This is a genomic window from Pseudomonas sp. BIGb0558 (genome assembly GCF_024807515.1).
GTDB lineage: Bacteria > Pseudomonadota > Gammaproteobacteria > Pseudomonadales > Pseudomonadaceae > Aquipseudomonas > Aquipseudomonas yamanorum_A.
Genome location: NZ_JANUEW010000011.1, coordinates 74646 through 100799, shown reverse-complemented (window position 1 = coordinate 100799; position 26154 = coordinate 74646). Strand labels below are relative to the sequence as shown.

Below are 26154 nucleotides of genomic sequence, written 5' to 3'. Positions count from 1 at the left end.
ATATCTTTCAAGGTATAGATTATCCCGAACCCGATAGTTCAGGATAAACCCATGAGCCCTACCCGCCCGATTCTCAGTCGAAAGCTACTCGCCGAAGCGCTCGCCCGTGATTTGGCGGGCGAGTCATTTGCCGATTACAGCTCCGGCATGTTCCTCGCGGCCCCGCGCCGTACCGGCAAGAGTACGTTCCTGCGCAACGACCTGATCCCCGAATGCCGGGCTCGCGGCTGGCTGCCGGTTTACGTGGACCTTTGGATGAATCGCGAAATCGACCCCGCCGAGCTGATTTCCGGCGCCATCGGCAAAGCCCTGGGCGAGTTCGAAAGCGCGGTGAGCAAAGCGGCCAAGAAGGCAGGTATCGAGAAGATCAGCTTGCTGCGCACCTTGAGTTGGGATTTCACCAAACCTCAACTGCCCGCCGGCACCACGCTCGCCCATGCCCTGGACGTGCTGCACCAAATCTCGGGGCAAATGATCGTGCTGATCGTGGACGAGGCCCAGCATGCCCTCAACAGCGAAAATGGCGTGAACGCCATGTTCGCGCTCAAGGCGGCACGGGACCATCTCAACGGCGGCAGCACGGCAGACGGCCTGCGACTGGTCTTCACCGGGTCCAGCCGGGACAAGCTGGCCAACCTGGTACTCAAGAGCAAACAACCGTTTTTCGGCGCCCACATCACGCCATTCCCGTTGCTGAGCCGCGACTTCGTGGAGTTCGTGACGGACCTGTGGAACCAGCGCCTGGCCGCGACCAACCAGTTCAACCTTGAGGATATGGACTACGCATTCCAGCTCGTCGGCCGACGCCCCGAAATGCTCAACAAACTGTTGACCGAAGTCAGCGTGGGCCTTGGCGAAGCCAGCAACCTGGGCGAATTGCTGAGGACCGGGGCACTCAATCACCAGGCCGGAATCTGGAGCGACTACGAGAGCGCCTACAACGACCTGTCACCCTTGCAACAAGCAGTGCTGGAAGTGATGGGCGAACGAACCCTGGGCAAGCAAGCGTTCTCGCCTTTTGCGGAAAAAACCTTCCAGGATATAAACAGCAAATTGGAACTGGCCCAGGCTGAGCCAAACGCCAGCACGCCAAACGTTCAGAAAGCCCTGGAAGTGTTGCGGGAGAAGGAGTTGGTCTGGAAAGCCAACCGTGGCGAATACGCCCTGGAGGACTCGACCATGGCCGAATGGCTGAGCAACCGGCATCAGCTATAAGCTGCAAGCAACCCCGCTTGCAGCCCGTAACCTTCAGTTGCTCTTGTGCAACTTGCTCATCAACTGCGCCTCGGCCTGGGTCAACCCGCAGGACTGGGTCAGCTCATCTACCGTGGCGCCCATGCCCACCAGCTTCGCCGCCTGGGCGAACGACAGGCTCGACGGGTCGCGCTGCTCCAGTGCCGACAGTTTGTCCGGCAACGGCGCAAGCACCGCACGCAGCTCGTGCACTTCATCGCCCACACGCACAGCGCTCTGCTGGAAGTTGTCGACCCGCTTGGCCAGCTCCAGGATCCGCCGGTCGCGCACAGCGTCGCGCTCGACCTGTCGAGAGGCCAATTCCCGTTGCTGGCGCACATAGCGCAGCAGGAAGCCCAGGGTCCCGGCCCATAGGATGGCCAGGACGATCACCGCTACCTCAAGGAACAATCAGATATTCTCCAGGTCCTGCCACTCTTCTTCGCTCATCATCTTGTCCAGCTCAACCAGAATCAGCAGTTCGCCGTTCTTGTTGCAGACACCCTGGATGAACTTGGCCGATTCTTCGTTACCGACGTTCGGCGCGGTCTCGACTTCAGATTGGCGCAAGTAAACGACTTCCGCCACGCTGTCGACCATGATCCCGACCACTTGCTTGTCGGCTTCGATGATCACGATACGGGTGTTGTCGTTGACTTCGGTCGGCACCAGGCCAAAACGCTGGCGGGTGTCGATCACGGTCACCACGTTGCCGCGCAGGTTGATGATGCCCAGCACGTAGCTTGGGGCACCCGGAACCGGAGCGATTTCGGTGTAGCGCAGGACTTCCTGCACGCGCATCACGTTGATGCCGTAGGACTCGTTATCCAGCTTGAAGGTGACCCATTGCAGGATTGGATCATCCACCAGACCTTGTGCGGACACTGACTTGTTCATACTCCAGACCCCTTCAAATACCGTTGGTTACGGTGTGTGTTCTTGGGCAGCGCCTGGGCGCTGCGCTTGTTATCAAGTGCGTTTGTTAAGCGGCATATCCTTCACCGCGCCACTGGCAATCAGCTCCGCCAGTTCGGCGACATCCAGCAGCGCGCACATGTGCTCGATCACAGTGCCCGCCAGCCATGGTCGCTGCCCGCGGTGGCTGCGCCATTTGATTTCGTTGGGGTCCAGGCGCAACGAGCGGCTGACTTGATGCACCGCCAGCCCCCATTCGTAGCCCTGGACCGAAATAACGTATTGCAGGCCCTGGCGGAAATCATCCCGGTAGCGATCGGGCATCACCCAACGCGCAGTGTCCAGTACCTTCAGGTTGCCCTGCTGGCTCGGCAGGATCCCGAGGAACCATTCCGGCTGGCCGAACAACGGCGTCAACTCCTGGCCTTCCAGGGAGTAGATCGACCCCAGGCACACCAGCGGCACCGCCAGGGTCAGCCCGGCGACGTCGAACAGCAAACATTCGAACGGCTCGGCGGCCCACGCCGGGCGACCATCGCCCTGCACCGGCGGCGGGGTGATGCTCGGCGGCAGGTGAACCTCAACCACCGGCTCCACCACCACGGGCGCAATCACCGCCACAGGCTCAACAGGCACGGGCACGGGTACGGCAACCGGGACGGCTACGGGAACCACCAACGCATCACGGGCCTGTTCTTCCAGGACCGCCAATTGAAACTCGTCCAGAACCGCTGGCTCAGGCTCGATAACCTCATCGAGGATCAGGATCGGTTCCGGCATTTCCTCGGTGGCGTCCTGGAGCAAGGCGTCCAGGTAGGACTCCAGCGCCAGTTGCGGCCGGGTCTTGAAATCAACGGGACGGTTCATCTGTATGCCCACGCGCAAGCCCCATCAACCCTGTATTCAGAGGTTATCGGCCTGTGGGTGTCCGGACTTGAATCGGGAGCCGGTTTTGCCAGGAAAACCGCGGCGTCTGCATCGCTGGCAAGCCAGGCTCCTACAGGGATGTTTAGGGTCATCACGCCACCTGCGCCACAAGTTGTTGGGACAACAGGTGCTTGAGCAACGCCCGGTACGCCAGCACACCACGGCTCTTGCCATCGAATTGCGACGGCGTAAGCCCGGCCCGACTCGCATCCCGCAGGCGCGTGTCCACCGGGATGTAGCCCTGCCAGATGGTGTCCGGATAGGCATCGCGCAATACGCGCAAGGTGCCGAGGGAGGCCTGGGTGCGGCGGTCAAACAGGGTCGGCACGATGCTGAACGGCAGCGCCTGTTTGCGCGAGCGGTTGATCATTGCCAGGGTGCTGACCATGCGCTCCAGGCCCTTGACGGCCAGGTGCTCGGTCTGCACCGGGATCACCAACTGTTGGCTGGCGGCCAGGGCGTTGACCATCAGCACGCCCAGCAACGGCGGGCTGTCGATGATGGCGTAGTCGAAGTCCTGCCACAGCTGCGCCAGGGTCTTGGCGATCACCAGGCCCAGGCCGCTTTGCCCCGGCGACTGGCGCTCAAGGGTGGCCAGGGCGGTGCTGGAGGGCAACAACGAGATTTTTTCATTGCTGGTAGGCAGCAACAGTTGGCCCGGCAAATCGGCCGGCACGCTGCCCTTGTGCAGGAACAGGTCGTAGCAACTGTGTTCCAGCGCATCCGGGTCGTAGCCGAAATAGCTGGTCATGGAGCCGTGGGGGTCCAGGTCGACCACGACCACACGCTTGCCGGCCTCGGCCAGCAAGCCGGCCAAGGCGATGGACGTGGTGGTTTTACCGACACCACCCTTTTGATTGGCAACTGCCCAGACTCTCATTCGGATTGTTCCTCCCGGCAGGCACAGGCTCGACCGAGAAATTGCATGGGGTTATAGAGCCGGTGACGGAGAATTGACGGCACTCCCGCGAACCGGCGCCTTTACGGGCGCTGGTGCAGTTTGTGTGCCAGCCCGCTTCAAGGCGGCATCCGGTGTTGCATTGGCCGTGCCGGTACCGGTCAGGCTGCGGCGCACATCCAGGTTGCGCGACACCACCAGCACCACCCGACGGTTGCGTGCACGGCCTTCAGCGGTAGCGTTATTGGCCACCGGCTGGAACTCGCCGTAGCCCACCGACGCCAGGCGCCCGGGGTTCACGCCCTGCATCGCGAGCATGCGCACAATGCTCGCCGCGCGGGCCGAAGACAGCTCCCAGTTGGTCGGGTATTGCGCGGTGCTGATGGGCAGGTTATCGGTGAAGCCTTCCACGTGGACCGGGTTTTCAAACGGTTTGAGGATCGCCGCCACCTTGTCGATGATGGTGAATGCCTGGTCGCTGGGCATCGCATCGGCGCTGGCGAACAGCAGGCTGGAATTCAGCTCGATTTCCACCCACAACTCGTTGCCACGTACGGTCATCTGGTTGGAAGCGATCAAATCACCAAAGGCTGCGCTGATGTCATCGGCGATGCTTTTCAGCGGGTCGCTGGTGCCACCGATGCCGGCGGCGGTTTCATCGCTGTCGTTGACCAGCGGCTTGGCCGGGGTCACGGTCTTGGGGCGTTCTTCGCCGATGGGAATCGGCTTGAGCGCGCGGTCGGCGTCGTTGAACACGCCGATCAGCGCCTGGGAAATGACTTTGTACTTGCCTTCGTTGATCGAGGAAATGGAGTACATCACCACAAAAAACGCGAACAGCAGCGTAATGAAGTCGGCGTAGGACACCAGCCAGCGTTCATGGTTGACGTGTTCTTCAGGCTCGCGGCGGCGACGGCTCATAGAACCTCCCCGAGTTTTTGGGTATAGGGCTCACCGTGGCGAGCGAGCTTGCTCGCGCTGGGGCGCGAAGCGGCCCCAACAAGCTCACCGCTGCTCTCCTGCCGAAGCCGAGTAGCCCGTGTTGGGGCTGCTGCGCAACCCGACGCGAGCAAGCTCGCTCGCCACAAAAAGCCCGTTCGCCAGCGGGAAGCCGTATCGATATCCATCATCAATCCATGAAGCCCTGGAGCTTCAATTCGATGGAGCGCGGGTTTTCACCCTCGGCAATCGAGAGGATGCCTTCGAGCAACATCTCGCGATAACGCGACTGGCGCATGGCGATGGACTTGAGCTTGCTGGCCACCGGCAACAACACCAGGTTGGCACTGGCCACGCCGTAGATGGTGGCGACGAACGCCACGGCAATCCCGCTGCCCAGCTGCGACGGGTCGGCCAGGTTGCCCATCACGTGGATCAAGCCCATCACCGCACCGATGATGCCGATGGTCGGCGCGTAGCCGCCCATGCTTTCAAAGACTTTGGCAGCGTTGATGTCGCGGCTTTCCTGGGTGTAGAAATCCACTTCCAGGATGCTGCGGATCGCTTCCGGCTCGGCACCGTCCACCAGCAATTGCAGGCCTTTGCGCGCGTAGCTGTCGGGCTCGGCATCGGCCACGCCTTCCAGGCCCAGCAGGCCTTCCTTGCGCGCCGTGAGGCTCCAGTTGACCACGCGGTCGATGCCACCCGGCAGGTCGACCCGTGGCGGGAAGATGATCCAGATGAGGATCTGCATCGCGCGCTTGAACGAGCTCATGGGCGACTGCAGCAACGCCGCGCCCACGGTGCCGCCGATCACGATCAACGCCGCCGGGCCGTTGGCCAGGGCACCCAGGTGGCCGCCTTCGAGGTAGTTGCCGCCGATAATCGCGACAAACGCCATGATGATGCCAATCAGGCTCAATACATCCATTAGAGGCAGGCCTCCACCAGATGCTTGCCGATGTCGTCCAGGCTGTAGACGGCGTCGGCCAGGTCGGCCTTGACGATGGCCATGGGCATGCCATAGATCACGCAGCTGGCTTCATCCTGGGCCCAGATCGCGCTGCCGCCCTGCTTGAGCAGGCGTGCACCTTCACGGCCGTCGGCGCCCATGCCGGTCAACACCACCGCCAGAACTTTGTCGCCGTAGGACTTGGCCGCCGAACCGAAGGTGATATCCACACACGGTTTGTAGTTCAGGCGTTCGTCACCCGGCAGGATTTTGATCGCGCCACGGCCGTCGACCATCATCTGCTTGCCGCCAGGGGCCAGCAGCGCCAGGCCCGGACGCAGGATGTCGCCATCCTCGGCCTCCTTGACGCTGATGCGGCACAGCTTGTCCAGGCGCTCGGCGAAAGCCTTGGTGAACGCAGCCGGCATGTGCTGAATCAACACGATCGGCGCCGGGAAGTTGGCCGGCAGTTGGGTCAACACCCGCTGCAAGGCAACCGGGCCGCCCGTGGACGTACCGATGGCCACCAGCTTGTAGGCTTTGCGCTTGGGTGCCGGCGAATGCGCGGTGGGCGCAGTTGCACGCACAGGAGCCACAGCCGGACGCGCAACCGGCGCAGGTGCCGGGCGCCCAAAGGTGCTCGGGGCTGACGGTGGTGGCGTAACAGGCGCTGGCGCCGGCGCACTGAACAGGCTGCGACGGTTGCTGCGGGAGATGCTGTGCACCTTCTCGCAGAGCATCTGCTTGACCTTCTCGGGGTTGCGCGAGATGTCTTCGAAATTCTTCGGCAGGAAGTCCACCGCGCCCGCGTCCAGCGCATCCAGGGTGACCCGGGCGCCTTCGTGAGTGAGCGAGGAGAACATCAACACCGGGGTCGGGCAGCGCTGCATGATGTGCCGCACCGCCGTGATGCCGTCCATCATCGGCATCTCGTAGTCCATGGTGATCACGTCCGGCTTGAGGGCCAGGGCCTGATCGATCGCCTCTTTGCCGTTGGTGGCCGTGCCGACCACCTGGATATTGGAATCCGATGAAAGAATTTCCGAGACGCGGCGGCGGAAGAAACCTGAATCGTCCACCACCAGGACCTTGACTACCATAAACACTCCGTTAGGCAGGGCGAGGGACAACCGCCCTGCCCGGGCCGAATCAAATACGCCGTGCGGCGTAACGCTTGAGCATGCTCGGAACATCGAGAATCAGCGCGATCCGACCGTCACCGGTAATGGTCGCACCCGACATGCCCGGGGTTCCCTGCAGCATTTTGCCCAAAGGCTTGATGACCACTTCTTCCTGGCCCACCAGTTGATCGACCACAAAGCCGATACGCTGGGTGCCCACGGAAAGAATCACCACATGGCCTTCGCGCTGCTCTTCATGCTTGGCCGAAGCCACCAGCCAACGCTTGAGGTAGAACAGTGGCAACGCCTTGTCGCGCACGATCACCACTTCCTGGCCGTCCACCACGTTGGTGCGCGACAGGTCGAGGTGGAAGATTTCGTTGACGTTGACCAGCGGGAAGGCAAAGGCCTGGTTGCCCAGCATCACCATCAGGGTCGGCATGATCGCCAGGGTCAACGGCACCTTGATGACGATCTTCGAGCCCTGGCCCTTGGTGGAGTAGATGTTGATCGAGCCGTTGAGCTGGCTGATCTTGGTCTTCACCACGTCCATGCCCACGCCACGGCCCGACACGTCGGAAATCTCGGTCTTGGTGGAGAAGCCCGGGGCGAAGATCAGGTTGTAGCACTCGGTGTCGGTGAGACGGTCGGCGGCGTCCTTGTCCATCACGCCACGCTTGACCGCGATGTTGCGCAGTACCGCCGGGTCCATGCCTTTGCCGTCATCGGTGATCGACAGCAGGATATGGTCGCCTTCCTGTTCGGCCGCCAGGATCACTTTGCCCTGGCGACTCTTGCCCGAGGCTTCGCGCTCTTCAGGCGTTTCGACGCCGTGGTCGACGGCGTTGCGCACCAAGTGGACCAGCGGGTCGGCCAGGGCCTCGACAAGGTTTTTGTCGAGGTCGGTTTCTTCACCCACCAGTTCCAGGTTGATTTCTTTCTTGAGCTGGCGTGCCAGGTCGCGAACCAGGCGCGGGAAGCGGCCGAAGACTTTCTTGATCGGCTGCATCCGGGTCTTCATCACCGCGGTCTGTAGGTCGGCAGTGACCACGTCGAGGTTCGACACGGCCTTCTGCATGGCCTCGTCGGCGCTGTTCAGGCCCAGGCGCACCAGGCGGTTACGCACCAGCACCAGTTCGCCGACCATGTTCATGATGTCGTCCAGGCGTGCGGTATCAACCCGCACGGTGGTTTCGGCTTCACTGGCCGGTTGCTTGTCGGGAGCCGGGGCAGCGGCGGCACGCGCAGGCGCGGGAGCCGGGGCAGGTTTGGCAGCCACCGGCGCAGCAGCGGCCTTGGCGGCCACCGGAGCCGGCGTTGCCACCGCAGCGGCGGCACTGACAGCCGGTGCAGCAGCACCGGCCACTTCCGTGAACTTGCCCTTGCCGTGCAGCTCATCCAGCAAGGCTTCGAATTCGTGATCGGAGATCAGTCCATCGGCGGCCGGCGCGGCGGCAACGGCAGCGGCAACCGGTGCGGCAGCGGTTGCAGTCGCGGCAACTTCCGGCAGCGCATCGGCGGCAAACGAGCCTTTGCCGTGCAACTGGTCCAGCAGCGCTTCAAATTCGTCGTCGGTGATTTCATTGCTGGCAGGCGCCGCGGCTTGCGTCGGCGCTGGCGCAGCGGCCACCGCGTCGGGGGCAAACTGGCCCTTGCCGTGCAACTGGTCGAGCAACGACTCGAACTCGGCGTCGGTAATGTCTTCAGTGGTCGGCACCATGGCCGGCGCACTGGCTGCGGGCGCTTCGGCTTCGGCCTTGACGGCGTTCAGCGAGTCCAGCAGTTGTTCAAATTCGCTGTCGGTCACGTCGCCCGCAGGCTCGGCGACCGGTTCAGCCACCGCTTCCACCACCGGCGCGTTGGCCGCAGGTTCCGCCAGGCGCGCCAGGGCGGCCAGCAGTTCCGGCGTGGCCGCAGTGATGGGTGCACGTTCGCGCACTTCACTGAACATGCCGTTGACCGCATCCAGCGCTTCCAGAATCACGTCCATCAGTTCCGAGTCGACGTGCCGCTCACCCTTGCGCAGGATGTCGAACACGTTCTCGGCGATGTGACAGCACTCCACCAGCTCGTGGAGCTGGAGGAAGCCGGCGCCCCCTTTTACAGTGTGAAAACCGCGAAAAATTGCATTGAGCAGGTTCGCATCATCCGGTCGGCTTTCCAGCTCGACCAGTTGTTCGGACAGTTGCTCTAAAATTTCGCCGGCCTCTACAAGGAAATCCTGAAGGATTTCTTCATCGGCGCCGAAGCTCATGGGTGTGCTCCTTAGAAGCCTAAACTGGACAGCAAATCGTCTACGTCGTCTTGCCCGGATACAACGTCTTCACGTTTATCGGCATGAATCTGCGGACCTTCACCCTTGGCGAGGTGTTTTTGTGGATCTTTTTCAGAAAGGATCGCTTCGCGGTCATGTTCGATGCCGGCAAACCGGTCAACCTGACCCGCCATCAACACCAGTTTGAGCAGGTTGCTTTCCACTTCGGTGACCAATTGGGTCACGCGCTTGATCACCTGACCGGTGAGGTCCTGGTAATCCTGGGCCAGCAGAATGTCATTGAGGTTGCTGGAAACCGTGCGGTTTTCCTGCTCGCTGCGGGACAAAAAGCCCTCGACCCGACGCGCCAGTTCACGAAACTCTTCAGCGCCCACTTCCCGACGCATGAACCGGCCCCAATCGTTGCTCAGGGCCTTGGCTTCACTGGCCATGCCGTTGACCAGAGGCGTGGCGTTTTCCACCAGGTCCATGGTGCGGTTGGCCGCCGCCTCAGTCAGCCTGACCACATAGGACAGGCGTTCGGTGGCATCAGTGATCTGCGAGATTTCTTCGGCCTGGGGCATGTGCGGGTCAATCTGGAAATTGACGATCGCACTGTGCAACTCACGGGTGAGCTTGCCCACTTCCTGGTACAGGCCGCGGTCACGGGTCTGGTTGAGCTCATGGATTAACTGCACCGCGTCACCGAACTGGCCTTTCTCAAGGCTTTCGACGAGTTGATGAGCATGTTTTTTCAGGGTCGACTCGAAGTCGGCCTGCGATGATTCTTTATGCTCCATAGCTCCCCCGTGGCAGCATCAATGACCGATGCGTTCGAAGATTTTTTCGATCTTCTCTTTCAAGGCCAGTGCAGTGAATGGCTTGACCACGTAGCCGTTGACCCCGGCCTGGGCGGCTTCGATGATCTGTTCACGCTTGGCTTCAGCGGTCACCATCAGCACAGGCAGGCTGCGCAGTTTTTCATCAGCGCGCACGTGGCGCAGCAGATCGATACCGGTCATGCCCGGCATGTTCCAGTCCGTTACCAGAAAGTCGATGCTCCCGCTGTTGAGGATCGGAATCGCCGTAATGCCGTCATCCGCCTCGACCGTGTTAGTGAACCCAAGGTCACGCAACAGGTTTTTTATGATCCGCCGCATCGTTGAGAAGTCATCAACGATGAGGATTTTCATGTTCTTGTCCAATTCGACCTCCAAGCAGTCTTAAACGCGCCCAGCACCTGGGCGCGCCATATCAATCAACAGGCGTTACACAAAAAGGACTACCGGGGGCGCACCACGGGCCAAGCCCGTCCGGGCGCAAGGCCTGGACGGTATCGTTCGCAGTGTCCCCACACTGCCTGTCAGCGCGCTCGCCACTCTCCCAAACGCCCCCGCAAGCGGGCTGCGCACTGGCTGTGTAACTGGCTGACCCGCGATTCGCTGACTCCCAGGACCTCACCGATTTCCTTGAGGTTCAGCTCTTCGTCGTAGTACAGCGCCAACACCAGTCGCTCACGCTCCGGCAAATTGGCAATCGCGTCCGCCAGCGCAGTCTGGAAGCGTTCATCTTCCAGATCGCGCGACGGTTCGAGATGGGCACTCGCGCCGTCCTCGTGCAACCCTTCATGTTCGCCGTCCTGTAAAAGGTCGTCGAAACTGAACAGGCGGCTGCCCAAGGTATCGTTCAAAATCCCGTAGTAATCGTCGAGACTCAATTGGAGTTCGGCCGCAACTTCGTGATCTTTAGCGTCGCGACCGGTTTTTGCTTCAATTGAGCGAATTGCGTCACTCACCATCCGCGTATTGCGGTGCACGGAACGCGGCGCCCAATCACCTTTACGCACTTCATCGAGCATGGCCCCACGGATACGGATACCCGCGTATGTCTCGAAACTTGCGCCCTTGCTCGCGTCGTACTTGGTCGACACTTCGAGCAAGCCGATCATCCCGGCCTGGATCAAGTCCTCGACCTGGACGCTGGCTGGCAGGCGTGCCAGCAAGTGATAGGCAATGCGCTTGACCAGAGGCGCGTAGCGCTCGATCAACTCGACCTGACTGTCACGTGCCGACTTCTTGTAAAGGTTGTAGCCGCTGGCTGTCATAGCACCGGTCCTGCGCTCGTCTGATGCACCAAACGCTCGACGAAAAACTCCAGATGCCCCCGGGGATTGGCGGGCAACGGCCAGGTATCGACCTTCTGGGCAATAGCCTTGAACGCCAATGCGCACTTCGAACGCGGGAACGCTTCATAGACCGCACGCTGCTTTTGCACGGCCTTGCGTACGCACTCGTCGTAGGGAACTGCGCCGACGTATTGTAAGGCGACATCGAGGAAGCGATCCGTGACCTTGGTCAACTTGGCGAACAGATTGCGCCCCTCTTGCGGGCTTTGAGCCATGTTGGCCAGTACGCGGAAGCGGTTCATGCCGTAGTCACGGTTGAGCAGTTTGATCAGGGCGTAGGCGTCGGTGATCGAGGTGGGTTCATCGCACACCACCAGCAGCACTTCCTGGGCTGCGCGCACGAAGCTGACCACGGACTCGCCGATCCCGGCGGCGGTGTCGATCACCAGCACGTCGAGGTTGTCGCCGATGTCGCTGAACGCCTGAATCAGGCCGGCGTGTTGCGCCGGGCTCAGGTGCACCATGCTCTGGGTGCCGCTGGCAGCCGGCACGATACGAATCCCGCCGGGGCCCTGCAACAGCACGTCGCGCAGCTCACAGCGGCCTTCGATCACATCGGCCAGGGTATGTTTGGGCGTCAGTCCCAGCAGAACGTCGACGTTCGCCAGACCCAGGTCAGCATCCAGCAGCATGACCCGACGGCCAAGCTCTGCCAGGGCCAGGGACAAATTCACTGACACGTTAGTTTTCCCGACGCCACCTTTGCCGCCGGTCACCGCGATCACCTGTACGGGATGCATGCTGCCCATTTTATTTCTTTACCTTGTCTTGCTTAGACGCAGGCTACATAAGTTGGCCGCGGGAACTGCTGGCAGACCATCGATGTAGATACTTTGCACTGTGTTCATGTTGACCTCAGCCGACTCGTTTGTTCGGGCTGTGGTAGAGGTCAGCGAACATGTCGGCCATCGCTTCCTCACTGGGTTCTTCCTGCATTTGCACGCTGACAGCCCGGCTGACCAACTGATGACGGCGCGGCAGATGCAAATCATCCGGGATCCGCGGCCCGTCGGTCAGGTAGGCGACCGGTAATTCATGACTGATAGCCAGGCTCAATACTTCACCCAGGCTCGCCGTTTCATCCAGTTTAGTCAGGATGCAGCCCGCCAGCCCGCAGCGCTTGTAGCTGTGGTACGCGGCGGTCAATACCTGCTTCTGGCTGGTGGTGGCAAGTACCAAATAGTTTCTGGATTTGATCCCGCGCCCGGCGAGGCTTTCCAGCTGCATGCGCAGGGCCGGGTCGCTGGCTTGCAGGCCGGCGGTGTCGATCAGTACCACGCGCTTGCGCAGCAGCGGGTCGAGGGCATTGGCCAGGGACTGGCCCGGGTCGACATGGGTCACCGGCACATTGAGGATACGGCCCAGGGTCTTGAGCTGCTCCTGGGCGCCGATGCGGTAGCTGTCCATGCTCACCAGGGCGATATTCTGCGCGCCGTACTTGAGCACATAACGCGCCGCCAGCTTGGCCAGGGTGGTGGTCTTGCCCATGCCGGCAGGACCGACCATGGCAATCACGCCGCCTTCTTCCAGGGGTTCGATTTCCGGGGTCACGATCATCCGCGCCAGGTGAGCCAGGAGCATGCGCCAGGCCTGCTTGGGGTCTTCAATCTGGGTGGTCAGTTGCAGCAGGTCGCGGGACAACGGGCCAGACAGGCCGATGCGTTGCAGGCGACGCCACAGGTTGGCCTGTTGCGGCTGGCTGCCCTGCAACTGGTTCCAGGCCAGGGAGCCCAACTGCACTTCCAGCAATTCACGCAGGCCGTTGAGCTCAAAACGCATCGAGTCGAACACACGCTGGTCCACCGTCGGCGCCGGGGCGGGCGCAGCAGGACGCGGCGGTTCAACGAAGGTCGGCTCTACCAGAGGCTCGGACGCCGTCAGCGGCAGGCCGGCAAACAGCTGGCGATTGGTGGTGGCATCGCTGTCGCCACGCATGCTCAGTTCAGCCTGGGCCGAGACAATGCGCGAAGCGGTCTTGCGCAGCTCGTCTTCCAGTTCCATGTTCGGCACACGCGGCGCCAGGGCCGAGGGCTTGTAATCCAGGGCAGCCGTCAGCTCGACGCCGCCGGCAATACGACGGTTACCGATAATCGCAGCGTCGGCGCCCAATTCATCACGTACCAGTTTCATGGCCTGACGCATATCGGCGGCGAAAAAACGCTTCACTTGCATATCCCACTACCTCAGCCGTTGGGCCCTACTGTCGCGACGATAGTCACTTGCTTATTGTCAGGAATTTCCTGGTAAGCCAATACATGCAAATTCGGAATAGCCAGGCGTCCAAACCGCGACAACATCGCCCGCACCGGCCCTGCTACCAGCAGGATCACCGGATGACCTTCCATTTCCTGGCGTTGGGCGGCGTCAATCAGTGAACGCTGCAGCTTCTCGGCCATGCTTGGCTCCAGCAACACGCCTTCATCAGCGCCCTGCCCTGCCTTCTGAATACTATTGAGCAATATTTGTTCCAACCTTGGTTCCAAGGTGATCACAGGCAGCTCGGAGTCAAGCCCTACAATGCTTTGGACGATTGCACGCGACAATCCGACGCGCACCGCGGCCACCAGCGCGGCAGTATCTTGACTCTTGGCGGCATTGTTGGCGATAGCCTCGGCAATGCTGCGAATGTCCCGCACCGGCACCTGCTCGGCCAGCAGCGCCTGCAGCACCTTGAGCAGTTGCGAGGTGGACAACACCCCAGGCACCAGCTCTTCGGCCAGCTTTGGCGAGGCCTTGGCCAGCAATTGCAAGAGTTGCTGGACTTCTTCGTGGCCGATCAACTCGTGAGAGTGCTTGTACAGAATCTGGTTGAGGTGGGTGGCAACCACGGTGCTGGCGTCTACCACGGTGTAGCCCAGCGACTGCGCCTGGCTGCGCTGGCTGATTTCGATCCATACCGCGTCCAGGCCAAAAGCCGGATCTTTGGCGGTAATCCCGTTGAGGCTGCCGAATACCTGGCCAGGGTTGATCGCCAGTTCGCGGTCCGGGTAGATCTCGGCTTCGGCCAGGATCACCCCCATCAGGGTCAGGCGATAGGCGCTCGGGGCCAAATCCAGGTTGTCGCGGATGTGCACGGTGGGCATCAGGAAGCCCAGGTCCTGGGACAGCTTCTTGCGCACGCCCTTGATCCGCGCCAGCAATTGACCGCCCTGGTTGCGATCCACCAGGGGAATCAGGCGGTAGCCGACTTCCAGGCCGATCATGTCGATCGGGGTTACGTCGTCCCAGCCCAACTCCTTGGTTTCCTGGGCCCGGGCCGGCGATGGCAGCAGTTCCTGCTGGCGCGCCACTTCCTGCTGGGCAATCACTTTGATGTTGTTTTGCTTTTTCCAGAACAGGTAGGCACCACCGGCGGCCATGGCGGCCATGCTCAGGAACGACACATGGGGCATGCCCGGCACGATCCCCATGATCGCCATGATGCCCGCCGCCACGGCCAGCGCCTTGGGCGAGGCAAACATCTGCCGGCTGATCTGCTTGCCCATGTCTTCGGAGCCCGAAGCACGGGTCACCATGATCGCCGCAGCTGTAGATAACAACAGTGATGGCAATTGCGCCACTAAACCGTCACCGATGGTCAGCAGGGCGTAAACCTTGCCCGCATCGCCGAAGGTCATGCCGTGCTGGAAAATACCGACTGCCATGCCGCCGATCAGGTTGATAAACAGAATCAGCAGGCCGGCGATGGCGTCGCCGCGCACGAATTTGCTGGCACCGTCCATGGAACCGTAGAACTCGGCTTCCTGGGCGACTTCAAGACGGCGGGTCTTGGCTTGGTTCTGGTCGATCAGGCCGGCGTTGAGGTCGGCGTCGATGGCCATCTGTTTGCCGGGCATCGCGTCGAGGGTGAAACGCGCGCTCACCTCGGAAATCCGCCCGGCGCCCTTGGTCACCACCACGAAGTTGATGATCATCAAGATGGCGAAAACTACGATACCGACCACGTAGTTACCGCCGATCACCACCTCACCGAAGGCCTGGATCACCTTGCCCGCGGCGGCGTGGCCGTCCTGGCCGTGGAGCATCACCACCCGGGTGGAGGCCACGTTAAGCGCCAGCCGCAACAGGGTGGCAATCAGCAGAATCGTCGGGAACACCGCGAAATCCAGCGGTCGCAGGGCGTATACGCACACCAGCAGCACCACGACGGACAGGGCGATGTTGAAGGTGAAAAACACGTCCAGCAGGAACGGCGGCATCGGCAACATCATCATTGCCAGCATCACCAGCAACAACAACGGCACACCCAGATTGCCTCGCGAGAGGTCAGTCAGGGTGCCACGGGCCGTGCTGAGCATTTGAGAGCGATCCACCGGTATTCCTCGTGTCCTTGAAGCAAACTTTTGACGCCGGGAGGCGTCCTGGAGGCGCTACTGCAAGAAGCCTTCCAACTTTTGCTTGGGGAGGCGGATCGGTCCCACGGACAGCAAAGAGCTACCGCCGTACGCGCATCACCTGTGGCGAGGGAGCTTGCTCCCGTTGGGCTGCGCAGCAGCCCCAGAACGGCTTACGCGTTTTGCCTGAATAACCGCGATAGCTTCATTGGGGGCGCTTCGCACCCCAGCGGGAGCAAGCTCCCTCGCCACACACGCTCGTTCGCGGGTGATGGCGAAACGTCCGACAGGTACGCAGCGGGCGGGCGTCGAGCGTCCTCGGCTGCGACTTAAACGTTGCCAGATGCAATTGCGGGAGCGCTCAGGAGATTTTTGTTGCCTGGGCGGACGCCATCGCGGGCAAGCCCGACTCCCACAGTTGAGCGAGTTGGCTGGGAGAACGCGGTCAACATGTAGGAGCCGGGCTTGCCCGCGATGAGGCCGGGGGCGGCGCTACAAGATCAGGAATCCCGACGCAAATCCGGCGGAATCGGCAGATCCTTGAGCGGATCCGGCCGCTTGCCCTTGCCCGCGCGGTACTGGCGGATCTGGTAGACGTACGCCAACACCTGCGCCACCGCCAGATACAACCCGGCCGGGATCTCCTGGTCCAGATCGGTGGAGTAGAAGATCGACCGTGCCAACTCCGGCGACTCCAGCAGCAAAATGTCGTTGGCCACGGCAATCTCACGGATTTTCAACGCCGTGAAGTCGCTGCCCTTGGCCAGCAACATCGGCGCCCCACCCTTCTCCGGGTCGTATTTGAGCGCCACGGCGTAGTGGGTCGGGTTGGTGATGACCACGTCGGCGTCGGGCACCGACGCCATCATCTTGCGCTGGGACATCTCGCGCTGCAGTTGGCGAATCCGCTGTTTGACCTCGGGGCGACCTTCCTGGTCCTTGTGCTCGTCGCGCACTTCCTGCTTGGTCATCAGCAGTTTCTTGTGGCTCTCCCATAGCTGGATCGGCGCATCAACCGCAGCAATGATGATCAGCCCGCAGGCCATCCACAGCGAACTCCAGCCCACCACTTGCACGCTGTGGATGATCGCCAGCTCGATCGGCTCATGGGCGATGCGCAGCAGGTCGTCGATGTCGGATGACAACACGGTCAACGCCACAAACAGGATAAGAATGAACTTGGCCAACGCCTTGAGCAGCTCCACCAGGGCCTTGGTGGAAAACATCCGTTTGAGCCCGGGGCCCGGGTTCATGCGGCTGAACTTGGGCGCCATGCTGCCAGCAGCAAACAGCCAGCCGCCGAGGGAGATCGGGCCGATCAAGGCCGCCAGCAGCAAGGTGATCAGGATCGGCTGTACCGCCAGGATCGCGATCTTGCCCGAATGCAGCAGGTACAGGCCCATGGCACCCGGGCTCAGCAGCACGTCACGGGGCAGGGAAAAATTCAGGCGCATCAACTCCATCAGGTCCAGGGCCAAACCACCGCCATAGATCAGCAGGCCACCGGAGCCTGCGAGCATGATCGCCAGGGTGTTGAGCTCTTTGGAGCGAGCAATCTCGCCCTTTTCCCGGGAGTCCTTTTTTCGTTTCTCCGTGGGGTCTTCTGTTTTGTCCTGGCCACTCTCGCTCTCGGCCATGGCTTACCGCGCCCGCGCCAAGTCACGTAAAAACTGCAAGGCGTCGGTGGCCAGCGGCTGATACTGATTGAGAATGTCAGCCATGCCGACCCAGAAAATCCCCATGCCCAGCACCAGGGTCAACGGGAAACCGATGGAGAAGATGTTCAGTTGCGGCGCCGCCCGGGTCATCACGCCAAAGGCGATGTTAACCACCAGCAGCGCGGTGATCGCCGGCAATACCAGCAACAACGAGGCACCCAGCACCCAGCTCATGCGCCCCACCAGTTCCCAGAAATGATTGACCACCAGGGCGCTGCCCACCGGCAAGGTGGTAAAGCTTTCGGTCATCACCTCGAACACCACCAGATGACCGTTCATGGCCAGGAACAGCAAGGTCACCAGCATGGTCAGGAACTGCCCGATCACCGCCACCGACACGCCGTTGGTGGGGTCGACCATGGACGCGAAGCCCATGCCCATCTGGATCGAGATGATTTGCCCGGCGATCACGAAGGCCTGGAAGAACAGCGTCAGGGAGAAGCCCAGCAAGGCGCCGATAATGATTTGCTCGGCGATCAGCATCAGTGCGCTGAGGTCCAGGGCATTCACCGGCGGCATCGGCGGCAAGCCCGGGACGATGACCACGGTGATCGCCACCGCGAAGTACAGCCGAATGCGCCGCGGTACCAGGGTGGTACCGAACACCGGCATGGTCATCAGCACGGCCGTGACTCGGAACAGCGGCAGGATGAACGACGCCACCCAGGTGCTGATCTGGGTGTCGGTCAACGCCAGCATTGAATTCACGGGGTCAGCCGATCAACTGCGGAATACTGCCGTACAACTGCAGGATGTATTCCATGAAGGTTTGCACCAGCCACGGGCCGGCGACGATCAGGGTGATCAGCATCACCAGCAGGCGCGGCAGGAAGCTCAAGGTCTGTTCGTTGATCTGGGTCGCGGCCTGGAACATCGCCACCAGCAGGCCCACCAACAAACTGGGCACCACCAGCACGGCAACCATCATGGTGGTCAGCCACAGGGCTTCGCGAAACAGGTCGACCGCTACTTCTGGCGTCATGCGCTAAACCCCACCGAAACTGCCGGCCAGGGTGCCGATAATCAGCGCCCACCCGTCCACCAACACGAACAACATGATCTTGAACGGCAACGAAATGATCAACGGCGAGAGCATCATCATACCCATGGCCATCAGCACACTCGCCACGACGAGGTCGATGATCAGGAACGGGATGAAGATCATGAAGCCGATCTGGAACGCGGTCTTCAGCTCCGAGGTCACGAACGCCGGCACCAGGATGGTCAACGGCGCCATGTCGGGGCTGGCGATGTCGGTACGCTTGGACAGCCGCACGAACAACTCAAGGTCGCTGGAACGGGTCTGCGACAGCATGAAATCCTTGATCGGGCCTTGCGCCTTGTCGATCGCATCCTGGGCGGTCATTTTCTCCGCCAGATACGGTTGCAGGGCTTGCTGGTTCACCTTGTCGAACACCGGCGCCATTATGAACAGCGTCAGGAACAGCGCCATGCCGGTGAGGATCTGGTTCGACGGCGTCTGTTGCAGGCCGAGGGCCTGACGCAGGATCGAGAACACGATGATGATGCGCGTGAAGCTGGTCATCAGCATCACGAACGCGGGGATGAAGCTCAGCGCGGTCATGATCAGCAGGATCTGCAGGCTGACCGAATACTCCTGCGCGCCCGCCGCATTGGTACCCAGGGTGATCGCCGGGATCGACAACGGGTCCGCCGCGTACGCCAGCGGCGCCGCGAGCAACAGCATGAGCGTCAATAAAACGCGCATTACTTCTTATCCTTCTGATCCTTGCCCAGCAACTCCATGAGGCGTTGGGCGAATTCCGGCGTGGCCGCTTGAGTCTGGGCCACTTCCACAGGCGTCTTGAGCACGTGCAACGGGGTGATGCGGCCGGGGGTGATGCCCAGCAGAATCTGCTCGTCGCCCACTTGCACCAGCACCAGCCGGTCCCGCGGGCCAAGGGCACGCGAACCTACCAGCTCGATGACCTGGGCATTTCCCGGGCCGATGCGCTGTACGCGGCGCAACACCCAGGCGAGCACGAAGATCAGCCCCACCACCAGCAACAAACCCAGCACCAGCTGGGTCAGTTGCCCGCCCACGCCACTGCCCAGCGCCGGCGCGGCCGCCTGGGCGACCGGCTCTGCTGCCATTACGCTCAAGGGCAGCGCCGATAACAGTCCTACCAGTGAGCGCTTCATATCAACGCAACTTCTTGATGCGTTCGCTCGGGCTGATCACGTCGGTCAGGCGAATGCCGAACTTCTCGTTGACCACCACCACTTCGCCATGGGCGATCAGCGTGCCGTTGACCAGCACGTCCAGCGGCTCGCCGGCCAGGCGGTCGAGCTCGATCACCGAACCCTGGTTGAGTTGCAGCAGGTTGCGGATGTTGATTTCGGTACTGCCGACTTCCATGGAGATCGACACCGGGATGTCGAGGATCACGTCCAGGTTCGGACCATCCAGGGTCACCGGCTCGTTGTTCTTCGGCACGCTGCCGAACTCTTCCATGGGAATGCGATTACCGACCGGAGCGGTGGCCGCATCGGCCGCCAGCAGCGCGTCGATATCGTCCTGGCCGACATCGCCGGTTTCTTCCAGGGCAGCCGCCCACTCGTCAGCCAGGGCCTGGTCTTCGGCGGAAGTGTTTTCGTGTTCAGTAGCCATTACATGTCCTCGGCGGAGCAGAAATTAGTGTGGATCAGCGACGGTTGATCGGTTCAATCACTTGCAACGCCAGGTTGCCTTTGTGAGAGCCGAGCTTGACCTTGAACGACGGCACGCCGTTGGCGCGCATGATCAGTTCTTCCGGCAGTTCGACGGGAATCACGTCCCCCGGCTGCATGTGCAAAATATCCCGCAAACGCAGCTGGCGACGGGCCACGGTGGCGCTCAGAGGCACGTCGACGTCCAGCAGGTCTTCGCGCAGGGCCTTGACCCAGCGTTCGTCCTGGTCGTCGAGGTCGGACTGGAAGCCCGCATCGAGCATTTCGCGCACCGGCTCGATCATCGAGTACGGCATGGTCACGTGCAGGTCGCCGCCACCGCCATCGAGTTCGATGTGGAAGGTGGAGACCACAATGGCTTCGCTGGGGCCGACGATGTTGGCCATGGCCGGGTTCACTTCCGAGTTGATGTACTCGAAGTTGACTTCCATGATCGCCTGCCAGGCTTCCTTCAAGTCGATGAAGGCCTGCTCCAGCACCATGCGCACCACGCGCAATTCGGTGGGGGTGAATTCACGGCCTTCGATCTTGGCGTGACGGCCGTCACCGCCGAAGAAGTTGTCCACCAGCTTGAACACCAGCTTGGCGTCGAGGATGAACAGCGCCGTACCGCGCAGCGGCTTGATCTTCACCAGGTTGAGGCTGGTGGGCACGTACAGCGAGTGCACGTACTCACCGAACTTCATCACCTGCACGCCGCCCACCGCCACGTCCGCCGAGCGGCGCAGCATGTTGAACATGCTGATGCGGGTGTAACGGGCGAACCGTTCGTTGATCATTTCCAGGGTCGGCATGCGTCCACGGACGATGCGATCCTGGCTGGTCAGGTCGTAGCTTTTGACGCTGCCGGGCTCGGCAGCCATTTCGGTCTGTACCAGACCATCGTCGACGCCATGGAGCAGCGCATCGATTTCATCCTGGGACAGCAGGTCCTGCACGGCCATGTCGTGATCCTACTGCAATACGAAATTAGTGAAGAGCACCTGCTCGATCACAGGTTTGCCGACTTCCTTCTGGGCCACTTCCTGCACGCTGGCAGTGACCTTCTGGCGCAGCATTTCCTGGCCCACCGGGGTGGCGAGGGTGTCGAAGGGCTGGGCGGAGAACAGCATCACCAGGTTGTTGCGGATCACTGGCATGTGCACCTTGAGGGCATCCAGGTCTGCCTGGTTACGCGCCAGCAGGGTAATGCTCACCTGCAGGTAGCGTTGACGGCCGTTCTGATTGAAGTTGGCGACAAACGCCGGAAGCATCGGCTCGAAGATTGCCGGTTGCTTGACGTTGGGGTTGATCTCGGCAGTCGCTGCCGGTTTGCTTGAGGCACTGTGCATGAAGTACCAGGTAGCCCCCACGGACACGCCGATCGCCAGGAACAGGCCCAGTACGATCAGCAGGATAAGCTTGAGCTTGCCCTTGCCTGCGGGTGCTTTTGCTGCGTCGTCGCTCTTCGCCATGCCAATAATCCGTCACTATTCGGGGATTCATAGTTCTGGGGAAAGGCAAGAGCAAGTGTTATGCCAGAGTTGTCACGAAGACTGACGAAACAGGGACGACCCCTGTGGCGAGGGAGCTTGCTCCCGCTGGGCTGCGAAGCAGCCCCAAATCAGAGAGCAAGGTTTAAACAGGTGTGCGGCGGCGAAAAGCCTGGGAGGGCTTCGCCCTCCAACGGGAGCAAGCTCCCTCGCCACAGGATGTTTGCCAACCTCAGGTCAGGCGTAGTAGTCCACCGCGCTGGAGCCGACCACGGACTGCACAACCGGCGCCGCAACTTCAGCCACTTCACCGATACCGCCGCCATCAGCCCCATCACCCCGCCCGCCATTGCCACTGACGCCGCGTGCCTGGTTCTGCTGTTGCTGGTCCTGGCCCTGCTGACCCTGCCAGCCACGGGACTGGTCGGATACGTTGACGTCGACCTGGCCCATGCCCTGCTGGGCAAACATCTCCCGCAGGCGGCCCGACTGGCTTTCCAGGGCTTCACGGACCACCGCGTGGCCGCTCATGAAAGTGACCTGGGCCTGTTGGTCGGCGGACATTTTCACGCTGATGTCCAGGCGGCCCAGTTCAGCAGGCTGCAACTGGATTTCGGCCGATTTGAGGTTGGCGCTGGACAGGTACATGACGCGGTTCACTACCTCGTCGGTCCAGCCGCTCTGGTGCATCGCCAGGGGCGCATTGGCCACCGGTGGCAGGGCATTCGCGGTTTTCGGCGTGGCGGCCTGGGTCAGCGCGGCGAGGCGGTTGGCGAAGTCATCGACACGGGTGTCGCTGCTGGCGTTCTTCAGGTCCTTGAGGCCGCCGTCGATCAGGCTGCCGAAGGCTTTGTCGCCGCCCTGGTCGGTGCTGTCCTTGGACGCTTGCTGATCGACCATATTGGCCAGGCCAGTGGCAAAGTTTTGCGCGAGGGTGGGCTGATCGTCGGTCGAGGCCTGCACCGGGGCATTTTTTGCGGTGCTCTGACTGCTGGCGGAAACGTGTCCGCCCTGCTCCATGGCCAGGCGCACGGCGGGCATCGCGTCCAGCGGGTCGGCTTCGGGGTCGAAGGCGGGCTTGGCGTCGTCGGTCGCGGCAACCGGTGGGGCCACGACAGGCTGGGACTTGTCGTCTTTCGTCGCGGTTGCGGCCGGGGCCGGGGTTTCGACGGGCGCCGGCGTTACAGGGACCGGAACCGGGACAACCGCGGCCATCAGCGCCGGGTCGACGGCAGGGTCGGCCGGGGGTTGCTGGGCCAGGGCTGGGTCGTCTGCCGGGGCTGCGTCGTCGGTCTTGGCGGTGGTGTCCGGGGTGTCGGACTTGGCCGGCGGGGTGGAAGGCAAAGTCTTGCCGTTATCGGCAACCGATGGGGTGCCGGCGGCAGGCTTATCATTGGTGGCGACGGGCTTGGCGCTGTTGTCCGCCGGCTTGTCGCGGGTCGACCTGGTGGTGTTGTCGGCAGGTTTTGGCGCCGGCGCGGAAGCCTGGTTGGCGAACACCTGAGCGAAGCCCGGGGCCTTGTCCCGCGGGTCCGCAGCCGCTACCAGTGGATTGGCAGCGGGCGCTTGAGGCTTGGCCGCAGGGGCCGCCTGAAGGAGCGAGTTCGGGGTGATTGCCATATATAGAGTCTCCGCCGCACAGGGGTCGAGGGTGCGGTTACTGGAGGTAGAGCAAGAGTTGGGCCAGGTTTTGGTTTTGGGGTGTATATCCGTTATTTCGTTGTTGCTGATATGGGTTCCGCGCTTACACCGGCCTGCCGGCCGGCTTGAGTGTTAGAAGCCAGATCAAAAGCCAAAGCAGAGCTGCTTTTCTGTGGGAGCTGGCTTGCCTGCGATGCAGACAACTCGGTACATCAGACACACCAAGGTGATGCCATCGCAGGCAAGCCAGCTCCCACAGTTGACCGTGCCAGTTAAAAAAACTGTTACCTATGTGCGTGGGGTGAGTCATACCGGGCAGAGCGTTTTGGTTGCTTTTGACTGGGCCGGCATTCCGGCTTTTCAAAAATGACCCGCTGTAAGAGCGAAACCATAAGTAGCCGTTACCTAAATAACGGATATACCCACCAACAGCGTCAGAGCCCAAACCGCTCCCGCTCATGCTCATACAACGGCCTGACCAGCGCGAATTCATGGTCAATTTCATCCACCAACTGCCCCAAATCCGCAACCACAGGCTTGGCCGACTTATCTTCAAGCAACTGACAAAGCTCAGCCAACCGCACAGCCCCAAGGTTACCGCTGCTGCCTTTAAAGCTATGCGCAATCCGCCCCAGGGCCTTGGCATCATCCCGAGCCCTGCGCAGCGCCTCTACCCGCTTTTGCGAGTCATCGAGAAAGGTGTCGAGCAACTTCGGATACTCGCCCTCCATGACCTCCTGCAAACCGGTCAGCACATCGGGGTCCAGATGAATCTCTGCCACTTGTTCGCTCCTTGATCAAGAATCGGCGGATTATGCCAGAGCCTTCCATGAAAACTCCACGCACACACACCGCCCGCCGTCGGACCAGCCTACATCGCTGCTCAACTGCCGCACCAGGCTCAACCCCCTACCAGACAGACGGTCAACATCCAGCGGCCTGGCCAGCACCTTATCCACATCAAACCCCGCCCCACTGTCCTCGATTCGCAGCGTCAGGCAACCGCCCTCCCCGGTCGGCACCACATTCAGGTGCACCCGCACATACCCGCTGTTCAACTGCGCCAGCCGCTCATTGCGCTCGCGGTAATAGGCGGCAAACCCCTGGGCATCGCGCTTGAGCCGCGAATCCAGCCCCAACACGCCATGCTCCAGGGCATTGGAATACAACTCCGCCATCACGCTATACAACGCACCGCTTTGCTCCCGCAGCCCATGAATCTCCAACAACAGTTGCAGTAAATAGGGCAAAGGGTTGTAGGACTTAAGCGTCTCAGCCCGAAATTCAAAGCTGACCGACCAATCCAGCGGAGAAGACTGGCCGCTGTCGGAATACACCACCGACGGCGAACGCAAAACCTCCCCCACCTGCAGGCTGATCTCCACCATGCTGATGTCATCGCGCACCTCGCCACGAAAACCGGCCAGCGCCTGTTCGATCTCTTCAAACAACCGATCCGGCTCGCGGTTGGCGGCAAACACCCCCTGCAAGCGCTCGGCGCCAAACAACTGTTCATGGGCGTCGGCCGTATCCAGCACGCCATCCGACAGCAAGAACACCCGGTCGCCCAACGCCATCGGCCAGACTTCCGTGCGGTCATCGAACGCCTCGGCCGCCAGCACACCCAATGGCAAATGCCGCGACACCAGCGGCGTGCGCTTGCCCGTGGTGACTTCATGCACGTAGCCCTCGGGCATCCCGCCGTTCCACACTTCCACCGCCCGGCGCTGGGCGCTGAGGCACAGCAAGGTGGCGCAACAGAACATGTCCACCGGCAGGATGCGCTTGAGCTTGGCGTTCATCTCCCGCAGCGTCTGCGCCAGGCCGTAGCCCTTGGCGGTCATGCCGTAGAACACTTCCGCCAGCGGCATGGCGCCGACCGCCGCCGGCAAACCGTGGCCGGTAAAATCCCCCAGCAGCACATGCATATCCCCCGACGGCGTGTAGGCGGCCAGCAGCAGATCGCCGTTGAACAGCGCATAGGGTGATTGCACGTAGCGAATATTCGGCGCGGCATTGATGCAGCCGGAGTGGGCCACCTTGTCGAACACCGCCTTGGCCACCCGCTGTTCCTGCAGCAGGTAGTCATGATGCCGGGCGATCAGGTCGCGTTGCTGCAACACCGTGGCCTGCAGGCGACGCAGGCGGTCCATGGCGTTGATCTTCGCCGCCAGGATCACCTGGCTGTAGGGCTTGGCCAGGAAGTCGTCGCCGCCGGCATCCAGGCACTGGGCCAGGGCTTCGCTCTCGCGCAGGGAAGTGAGAAAGATGATCGGCACCAGCGCCTCCCCCGCCAGTTGCTTGATTTGCCGGGCCGCCTCGAAGCCGTCCATCACCGGCATCAGCGCGTCCATCAGCACCAACTGCGGCCGCTCGCGGATGAACACCGCCACCGCCTCTTCACCGTTGCTGGCGGTGATCACCTGGTGGCCCTGGCGGCGCACGATGGTCGACAGCAACAGCAGGTCGGCGGCGCTGTCTTCGGCGATCAATACCGTCAGCGCCTCAAGGACCGGGGCCAGGACGCTCAAGTGAGGTCGAACAGTTTGTCGAAGTTGGAAATGGCGAGGATCTTGCGCACATCGGAGTTGCTGTTGATCACCTGCACTTCGGCATTGTCGCCACCGGCATGGTCACGCAACAGCAGGAGCATGCCCAGGGCCGAGCTGTCCATGTAGGTGGTTTCCTTCAAGTCCACCACGTAGATCTCGGGCACCTTGTAGAACCGCTCGTAGGCATCACGAAAGGCCTGGTGGCTACCGAAATCAAATCGCCCCCTGACGGTGATCGTCAACTTCGTCCCGTCCAGGGACACTTCTGATTCGACTGACATACGACTGCTTCCTTGTCATTGGCAATGTGCAACAAGGTTTA

The 26154-nt window shown here is 61.6% G+C and carries 27 protein-coding genes; 1 reads left to right on the top strand and 26 read right to left on the bottom strand.

Annotated elements, in window-relative coordinates; translation table 11 throughout:
* The first annotated feature begins 51 nt into the window (after positions 1-51).
* Positions 52-1215, top strand: coding sequence for a hypothetical protein (locus M2400_RS15665; protein WP_177043049.1), 1164 nt, complete (start codon positions 52-54; stop codon positions 1213-1215).
* A 33-nt stretch (positions 1216-1248) separates the two neighbouring features.
* Here the strand turns inward: M2400_RS15665 and M2400_RS15660 are convergent, their stop codons facing one another.
* The 26 genes from M2400_RS15660 to M2400_RS15535 all read right to left on the bottom strand — a co-directional run bounded on the left by M2400_RS15660 (position 1249) and on the right by M2400_RS15535 (position 26113).
* Positions 1249-1644, bottom strand: coding sequence for a DUF2802 domain-containing protein (locus M2400_RS15660; protein ID WP_177043048.1), 396 nt, complete (start codon positions 1642-1644; stop codon positions 1249-1251).
* Positions 1645-2130, bottom strand: coding sequence for a chemotaxis protein CheW (locus tag M2400_RS15655; RefSeq protein ID WP_003210641.1), 486 nt, complete (start codon positions 2128-2130; stop codon positions 1645-1647).
* Positions 2131-2202: 72 nt separating this feature from the next.
* On the bottom strand, positions 2203-3015 hold the full coding sequence (locus tag M2400_RS15650) for a CheW domain-containing protein (protein ID WP_177113612.1): 813 nt from the start codon (positions 3013-3015) through the stop codon (positions 2203-2205).
* A gap of 151 nt (positions 3016-3166) precedes the next feature.
* The gene (locus M2400_RS15645; protein ID WP_003210643.1) at positions 3167-3955 is read right to left on the bottom strand and encodes a ParA family protein; all 789 of its coding nucleotides are present in this window, start codon (positions 3953-3955) and stop codon (positions 3167-3169) included.
* A gap of 51 nt (positions 3956-4006) precedes the next feature.
* Positions 4007-4894, bottom strand: coding sequence for a flagellar motor protein MotD (gene motD / locus M2400_RS15640; RefSeq protein WP_177077260.1), 888 nt, complete (start codon positions 4892-4894; stop codon positions 4007-4009).
* A 208-nt stretch (positions 4895-5102) separates the two neighbouring features.
* Positions 5103-5843, bottom strand: a complete 741-nt coding sequence (locus tag M2400_RS15635; protein ID WP_010166125.1) for a flagellar motor protein — start codon at positions 5841-5843, stop codon at positions 5103-5105.
* The gene (locus M2400_RS15630) at positions 5843-6964 is read right to left on the bottom strand and encodes a chemotaxis response regulator protein-glutamate methylesterase (RefSeq protein WP_177043045.1); all 1122 of its coding nucleotides are present in this window, start codon (positions 6962-6964) and stop codon (positions 5843-5845) included. Before M2400_RS15630 ends, M2400_RS15635 begins: the two co-directional genes overlap by 1 nt.
* 49 nt (positions 6965-7013) lie before the next feature.
* On the bottom strand, positions 7014-9239 hold the full coding sequence (locus M2400_RS15625) for a chemotaxis protein CheA (protein WP_259195947.1): 2226 nt from the start codon (positions 9237-9239) through the stop codon (positions 7014-7016).
* 11 nt (positions 9240-9250) lie between these two features.
* Positions 9251-10039: a protein phosphatase CheZ gene (locus tag M2400_RS15620; protein ID WP_177043043.1), complete on the bottom strand. Its 789-nt coding sequence runs from the start codon at positions 10037-10039 to the stop codon at positions 9251-9253.
* A gap of 18 nt (positions 10040-10057) precedes the next feature.
* Positions 10058-10432, bottom strand: coding sequence for a chemotaxis response regulator CheY (locus M2400_RS15615; protein WP_005790040.1), 375 nt, complete (start codon positions 10430-10432; stop codon positions 10058-10060).
* 170 nt (positions 10433-10602) lie between these two features.
* Entirely contained in the window at positions 10603-11343 is a 741-nt protein-coding gene (gene fliA, locus M2400_RS15610) for an RNA polymerase sigma factor FliA (protein WP_010166121.1), read from the bottom strand.
* A complete protein-coding gene (fleN, locus tag M2400_RS15605) occupies positions 11340-12173 on the bottom strand; it encodes a flagellar synthesis regulator FleN (RefSeq protein ID WP_003192912.1) in 834 nt (277 codons plus the stop codon). The genes fliA and fleN overlap by 4 nt, the downstream gene beginning before the upstream one ends.
* Before the next feature lie 106 nt (positions 12174-12279).
* On the bottom strand, positions 12280-13596 hold the full coding sequence (gene flhF, locus M2400_RS15600; protein WP_177043042.1) for a flagellar biosynthesis protein FlhF: 1317 nt from the start codon (positions 13594-13596) through the stop codon (positions 12280-12282).
* Positions 13597-13607: 11 nt separating this feature from the next.
* Positions 13608-15722: a flagellar biosynthesis protein FlhA gene (flhA, locus tag M2400_RS15595; protein ID WP_218170939.1), complete on the bottom strand. Its 2115-nt coding sequence runs from the start codon at positions 15720-15722 to the stop codon at positions 13608-13610.
* A 536-nt stretch (positions 15723-16258) separates the two neighbouring features.
* Positions 16259-17395, bottom strand: a complete 1137-nt coding sequence (gene flhB / locus M2400_RS15590) for a flagellar biosynthesis protein FlhB (RefSeq protein WP_177043040.1) — start codon at positions 17393-17395, stop codon at positions 16259-16261.
* A 3-nt stretch (positions 17396-17398) separates the two neighbouring features.
* Positions 17399-18175, bottom strand: a complete 777-nt coding sequence (fliR, locus tag M2400_RS15585) for a flagellar biosynthetic protein FliR (RefSeq protein ID WP_177113804.1) — start codon at positions 18173-18175, stop codon at positions 17399-17401.
* 13 nt (positions 18176-18188) lie between these two features.
* Positions 18189-18458 carry a flagellar biosynthesis protein FliQ gene (gene fliQ / locus M2400_RS15580; RefSeq protein WP_003214552.1) on the bottom strand — a complete coding sequence of 90 codons (270 nt, stop codon included), beginning with the start codon at positions 18456-18458 and terminating at the stop codon, positions 18189-18191.
* Positions 18459-18461: 3 nt separating this feature from the next.
* On the bottom strand, positions 18462-19205 hold the full coding sequence (gene fliP / locus M2400_RS15575) for a flagellar type III secretion system pore protein FliP (RefSeq protein WP_003214554.1): 744 nt from the start codon (positions 19203-19205) through the stop codon (positions 18462-18464).
* Positions 19205-19639, bottom strand: a complete 435-nt coding sequence (gene fliO, locus M2400_RS15570) for a flagellar biosynthetic protein FliO (protein WP_177077266.1) — start codon at positions 19637-19639, stop codon at positions 19205-19207. Before fliO ends, fliP begins: the two co-directional genes overlap by 1 nt.
* 1 nt (position 19640) lies before the next feature.
* On the bottom strand, positions 19641-20108 hold the full coding sequence (gene fliN, locus M2400_RS15565; RefSeq protein WP_010166093.1) for a flagellar motor switch protein FliN: 468 nt from the start codon (positions 20106-20108) through the stop codon (positions 19641-19643).
* 34 nt (positions 20109-20142) lie between these two features.
* Positions 20143-21111 (bottom strand): flagellar motor switch protein FliM, encoded by a 969-nt coding sequence (gene fliM / locus M2400_RS15560; RefSeq protein ID WP_010166091.1) that lies wholly within the window; start codon positions 21109-21111, stop codon positions 20143-20145.
* Between the two features lie 9 nt (positions 21112-21120).
* Entirely contained in the window at positions 21121-21621 is a 501-nt protein-coding gene (gene fliL / locus M2400_RS15555) for a flagellar basal body-associated protein FliL (protein ID WP_177043038.1), read from the bottom strand.
* A 255-nt stretch (positions 21622-21876) separates the two neighbouring features.
* Positions 21877-23259 (bottom strand): flagellar hook-length control protein FliK, encoded by a 1383-nt coding sequence (locus M2400_RS15550; RefSeq protein WP_259195949.1) that lies wholly within the window; start codon positions 23257-23259, stop codon positions 21877-21879.
* 455 nt (positions 23260-23714) lie between these two features.
* Positions 23715-24062, bottom strand: a complete 348-nt coding sequence (locus M2400_RS15545) for an Hpt domain-containing protein (RefSeq protein ID WP_177077272.1) — start codon at positions 24060-24062, stop codon at positions 23715-23717.
* A 30-nt stretch (positions 24063-24092) separates the two neighbouring features.
* Positions 24093-25811: a fused response regulator/phosphatase gene (locus M2400_RS15540; protein WP_259195950.1), complete on the bottom strand. Its 1719-nt coding sequence runs from the start codon at positions 25809-25811 to the stop codon at positions 24093-24095.
* On the bottom strand, positions 25808-26113 hold the full coding sequence (locus M2400_RS15535) for an STAS domain-containing protein (protein WP_177043034.1): 306 nt from the start codon (positions 26111-26113) through the stop codon (positions 25808-25810). The genes M2400_RS15540 and M2400_RS15535 overlap by 4 nt, the downstream gene beginning before the upstream one ends.
* Positions 26114-26154 lie beyond the last annotated feature (41 nt).